4 protein-coding genes are annotated in these 5306 nt (G+C 74.5%); 1 reads left to right on the plus strand and 3 read right to left on the minus strand.

Going from position 1 to position 5306, the window contains the following annotated elements:
* Positions 1-173: 173 nt before the first annotated feature.
* A complete protein-coding gene (locus AB1460_RS25795; protein ID WP_368964693.1) occupies positions 174-1313 on the plus strand; it encodes a hypothetical protein in 1140 nt (379 codons plus the stop codon).
* On the opposite strand, the gene AB1460_RS25800 is transcribed toward AB1460_RS25795, so the two are convergent.
* From AB1460_RS25800 to AB1460_RS25810, 3 genes are all read right to left on the minus strand, one after another.
* Positions 1306-2031, minus strand: a complete 726-nt coding sequence (locus AB1460_RS25800; RefSeq protein ID WP_368964694.1) for a sigma-70 family RNA polymerase sigma factor — start codon at positions 2029-2031, stop codon at positions 1306-1308. The genes AB1460_RS25795 and AB1460_RS25800 overlap by 8 nt on opposite strands.
* A gap of 89 nt (positions 2032-2120) precedes the next feature.
* Positions 2121-4049: an Hsp70 family protein gene (locus AB1460_RS25805; RefSeq protein WP_368964695.1), complete on the minus strand. Its 1929-nt coding sequence runs from the start codon at positions 4047-4049 to the stop codon at positions 2121-2123.
* Between the two features lie 153 nt (positions 4050-4202).
* The gene (locus AB1460_RS25810) at positions 4203-5171 is read right to left on the minus strand and encodes a GlxA family transcriptional regulator (protein ID WP_368964696.1); all 969 of its coding nucleotides are present in this window, start codon (positions 5169-5171) and stop codon (positions 4203-4205) included.
* Positions 5172-5306: the final 135 nt, after the last annotated feature.

Here is a 5306-nt window from a genome sequence, read left to right on the forward strand (position 1 = left end):
GCACGCGCCGCAGACCCCGGCGACCACGCCGGATGGCCTCGGGACGCGGACGGTGAACCGGTCGGGACGTTCCGTACGTGTCCCAGGGCAGTGGGGCGGCGTCCGCCGCTCTCCGGCCCCGGCGGACAGCCCGCGTCCGCCGGGGCTCGGGCCGGTCGGCGGAAGGAAACCGGATGAGTGTCATCCCGCAGGGGACTGCGCCCGCGTCGGGGGACACCAGCGAGTCGGATGGGTCCGACAGCACGGAGGTCTGGCATCGTGTCCTGCTCGCCCTGGCCGGGGTGCTGCCGGATCCTCTGCTCAGCCGTGTCCGCGCCTGGCTGGCCGACGGGCGGTGTGCGGAGGTGGCGCGCGCGGTCGCCGTGGCACTGGTCGCGGCGGGCGCGCCGATTCCCGCGGAGCTCGCGTCGACGGTCCGCGCGGGCCTTCGCGCGGCCGATGCCGATCTCAGCGCCATGGTGGCGATGCTTCCTCGCGACGAACGGGGGCCCGTGCCCTGGCGTTTCTCCTGCACGGAAGAGCAGTGGAGCTGCCTGCCGCTCGACCTGACCGGCAGCGATGCGGGCCCGGCGGCCGGTAGCAGCGATGCGGCGGCCGGTAGCAGCGATGCGGCGGCGGTTGCGGCGGCCGAGGCCGAGCCGGTCGCCCTCGGGCTCTGGCGATCCTGGCGGCTGCCCATGGAGGACGGGCTGCGGCCGCCGCCGCGACGGGTGTACGTGGTGACCGTCGAGCCCGGCCCCGGCCGTGCAGCAGCCGTAGCCGGCCGGGTGCAGGCCGCGCTGGACGCAGCCGGTGAGCTCGACCCGCAGGTCGAGGTGTGTGAGGCCGGCGGTGAGCCGCCGGTCTACCAGGTGCTCGCCCGAACCTTCGGGGCACTGCTCTGGGCCCGGGAGCCCGCCGGGGAGGTGTTCCTCGCCCGCGCGCTCGACGAGGTCGACCCGGCCGGCGGGCCTCGCTTCGATCCCGCCGGCCCGCCGGTCGCGGCGGACATCGCACGCCGGGCCGCCGCCTACCTGGACGCCGGGGTGCCGCTGATCCGCACCACCGCCAGGGCACCGGACATCCTCGAGCCGGACCGCGGCGAAGTCGTCCCACTGACGATCCGCACCGACGGCCGGTGGGTGTGGGCCGACAGCATCAGCTACTACCTGGCCACCTACGGTCTGGCCGCCGACCCGGACCTGCTCGACCACGCGGCGCGCGGCGGGATGCCCGGCCGGCTCGACGAGGTCGCCGCACACCGGATCCTCGCCGCGCTCCTGGGGGACAGCCTCACCGACACCGCATACCCGGCTCCCGCTCTCGCTACGTGAGGTGATCAGCCTGGCACCGGCCTCCGCGGTGGGCCCTGGACCGGCCTCGAGAAGAAGCGACCGGCCCGGCCGGCCGCGCGGCGGCCGAGGCGGCGTGGCGGCTGCCGGAGGGCGAGACGGAACAGGTCGTCCGGGAACCGGCACCGAGCGGGCTGCAGCTGTCGAGCGGGTGGCAGCTGTGCAGACCGAGACGGCAGGCCTCGGCCCGCAGCGCGCGCAGCCCGTGGTGGGCCCGGCTCTTCACGGTGCCTGCCGGCACGCCCAGGATGGCGGCGGCCTGACCGGTGGTGCGGCCCAGCAGGTAGGTCTCGACGAGGGCGGCGCGGTGCGCCTTACCGATCCGCTCGAGCAGCGTGGCGAGCATCATCGTGTCGAGCAGCGACTCGCTGAGGTCGGGCTGGGTGGCCGTGTCGGCGTGCTCCGGCGTCAGTTCGAGTTCGGTCGGCCGGGCGCGGCGCATGCGGTGGCCGTCGACGACGATGTTGTGGGCGACCCGGCGCAGCCACCCGTTCACCGAGCCCTTCTCGGGCACCAGGCGGTCGAGGTGGTTCCAGGCTCGCAGGAACGTCTCCTGGACGACGTCCTCGGCCCGCCCGCGGTCGCCGTCGCAGAGGCGGGTGACGTAGGCGAGAAGTGCTGGCCGGTGCTCCTGCACGACCTGGTCGAAATGGTGCTCGACGGTCCGTGCCGCGCTGCTGTGTTCCGCGATCGTCGACATGCTCTGACGATTTCGGAACGGCACCCGCCGTCCCAGGGAGCGCGCCCCCGACCTGCGGGGCGGTCCCCACGGCCCCGGTAGGGACCTCCCTACCCTGCCGAACCCCTACCCTGCCGAACCCCTACCGGCGGCAGACCGAGGTCCAGCGGCGAGGCAGCGGCCATGATCATGGTTGTCGTGGCCCGTGGTGGAGGTGCGGAGTCGCTTTCCGGGGCCTTGGTCCGGGTGGCGTAGCCGTACACGGTGCCGACGACGGTGGCGAGGGCGAGGACGACGACGGCGATCGCCAGCGCGATCATCACCTCGCGGCGGCTGATGCCAGGCGGACGGTCATCCTCGGGTGGCCGCCGTGCGGCGCCCGTCGAGCGCCCTCCGGCCAGCCGTCGATGCCCGCGTGCGGGGGAGGGGGGCTTAGGTGTCTCTCCGGCGGGGGGCGAGTCGTTGCCCTGGGATGGGCCAGGGGCCTTCCGGCCGGCAGGCGAGCTTCCGGCAGGGGGAGCCTCGGTCCCGTCCTCGGCGGCGGTCCGCGTGGCTGTCTCCGCCGGGCTGCCCACTGACGGGGGAGCCCAGCTGCCGTCCGCCGGGGAGGTGGCGGGGCCGTCCGTCGGTCGCCGGCTGTTGTCGGTGTCCGGTTGGACGGCGCTGTCGGCAGCGGGCGGTGTCTCCGACTCGGACGTCGCACCCGGCTGAGGCGACGCTCCCTCCTGAGCCGGCGCTCCCGGCCAAGGAGGCGTGCCCGGCTGGGACGGTGGTGCGTCCGGATCGGCGGCGGGCCGCTGCGCCTCCGTTCCAGCCGGCTCCGGGACGGTGGCGGTGCTGCCGGGCCCGGCAGGCGGCTGCGCGGGTGCGATCGGTTCCGCGGGGGCGACCGGTGCCGCGGGTGTCGCGGGTGCGGCGTCCCACGGCACTTCGGCCGGGGGGAGCAGCGAGGCGGCGATCTGCGCGGCGCCCAGGGCCACCACGTGCTTGGGGTGGATGTCGATCAGGACGGGGCGGCCGAACTCCTTCTCGACGGTGCGGGCGACCAGCGGGATCTGTGACGATCCGCCGGCCAGCAGCACCGCCGTGAGATCGCCGGGCGTCACGTCGGCGGACTCCAGCGCCCGCCGCAGCCCTTCGACCGTCGCCGTGACCGCGGGCGCGGCCAGCTCCTCGAACCGGGCTCGGGTGAGCCGCACCTGCCGGCGGGCGCCACTGAGGAACACGGGGATGGCCGTCTCCTCGTCGAAGGTGAGGGCCTCCTTCGCCAGCACGCACTCGTGCCGCAGGCGGGTGAGCGCCAGCGCGTCCGTGCCGGGGTCGGCCGCGGTGACCGCGCCGCCCAGCTCCTCGTCGACGTGCCGCAGCACCGCCTCGTCGAAGTCCACGCCGCCCAGCCACTCGACACCCTCCGGGGTACCGAGCAGCCGCAGCCTGCCGCCCTCCTGCAGGACGATCGCGCTGTCGAACGTGCCGCCGCCGAGGTCGTAGACGGCGAGGACGTCACCGTCGGACAGGTTCCGCCGCTCGGCGTAGGCGGTCGCGGCGGCGACCGGCTCGGTGACGAGCTCCACCTCGGCCAGCCCGGCGAGCTGGGGCACCTGCTCGAACTGCTCCAGGCGGTACGGACCCCAGACCGCGGGCCGGCTCAGCACGACACGCGCCGGCGGCGCACCCTCCAGCCGGACGGCGGCGGCGACCGCGTCGCGCAGTGCCGCCGCGAGGAGCGCGGCCGGCGCGAACGGAGTGCCGCCCAGCAGCATCGGGGTCGGGTCGCCGAGCCGGCGCTTGAACTCACGCGCGGCCCGCTCCGGCTCCTGACCAGCCCGGCGCTCCGCCGCGTCGCCGGTCAGCAGCTGCCCTTCGGCGGTCGCGAACGCCACGGAGGGGACAGCGGTGCTCCGGCTGCCGAGGCTCACCATCTCCAGGCGACCGGGGCGGCCGGTCGCCACGGCGGTGAACGTCGTTCCGAGATCGACACCCAGCCCGTAGATCACCGCGTCCGGCTCCGGGGAAGCGCGGTCCGTGACTGCATGCATCCTCCACGACACTAGGCCGATCCGAGGCTACCGCTCTCGGCCTAATGCGGAGAAACCGGCGGCGGAACACTCGGAACCTGCTGACCCGGGCATCGTCGACAAAGTGCGCCCGGCTGCCCTGGCCGGTCTGGCTCGGGTCGGGTCGGGTCGGTCTTACGGCCCTGCGGTCCTGCCGTTGGCCGCGGGGCTGGCGAAGCTGTTGCGGTAGGACTGCGGCGTGGTTCCGACCACCCGCCGGAACCGGTCGCGGAAGGCAGTGGGTGATCCGAACCCGACCTGCGCGGCGATGCGGTCCACCGGATGCCCGGTGGCCTCCAGCAGGTGCTGGGCCCGGCGGATGCGGGCCCGCAGCAGCCACTGCAGCGGGGTCGTCCCGGCCTGCTCGCGGAAGCGGCGGTTGAGCGTGCGGACACTCATACCGGCGCGCTCGGCGATGTCGTGCAGGGTCAGGTTGTTCGCGCAGTTCTCGTCCAGCCACCGCGGCAGCGGCTCCAGCTCCGACCCGCGGGGGATGGGCGCCCGGTCGTGCGCGATGAACTGGGCCTGCCCGCCCTCGCGTTCCAGCGCCATCACCGACAGCCGCGCGGCGCTGGCCGCCACCGCGGAACCATGGTCGTTGCGGATCATGTGCAGGCACAGGTCCAGCCCCGCGGAGGCACCCGCGGACGTGAGGAACTGGCCGTTGTCCACGTACAGGACATCCGGATCGACCTTGACCGCGGGATGGAGGACGGCCAGCGCCTCCGCAGCCATCCAGTGCGTCGTCGCCCGCAGCCCGTCCAGCAGCCCGGTCTCGGCCAGGATGAACGCGCCGGAGCAGATCGTGGCGATGCGGGTGCCGGCGGCCGCGGCCCGGCGCAGCGCGTCGAGCACCGCCCCGGGCGTGGGCAGGGGAGCTTCACGACCGGGCAGGATGATCGTGTCCGCCGCCGCCACCGCGGCCAGATCCCCGTGCGGTGTGAGGGTGAACGCGGCGGTTTCCACGGAGGGGGCGGCGCCGCACACCCGCACGCGGTACGGCGCGCTGCCGTCGGGCAGCCGGGTGCGGCCGAACACCTCGATCGGGGTGGCCAGGTCGAACGCGACGACCCTGTCCAGCGCGAGAACGGCCACGGTGTGCATGGCACGAGCCTAGTAGACTGTCGCCGCTTAGTCCTGGCATGTTTCGTGTCTGGGTGAGAGGGTTGGGCTGGCAGGTCTTCCCGTCCCTCTGCCGGTCAGGACTGTGTCGTGGGTTCGCAGAAGAAGCGGCCGGTC

Origin of the sequence: Parafrankia sp. FMc2 (assembly GCF_041008525.1) — a bacterium.
In the GTDB taxonomy this organism is placed as follows: Bacteria; Actinomycetota; Actinomycetes; order Frankiales; family Frankiaceae; genus Parafrankia.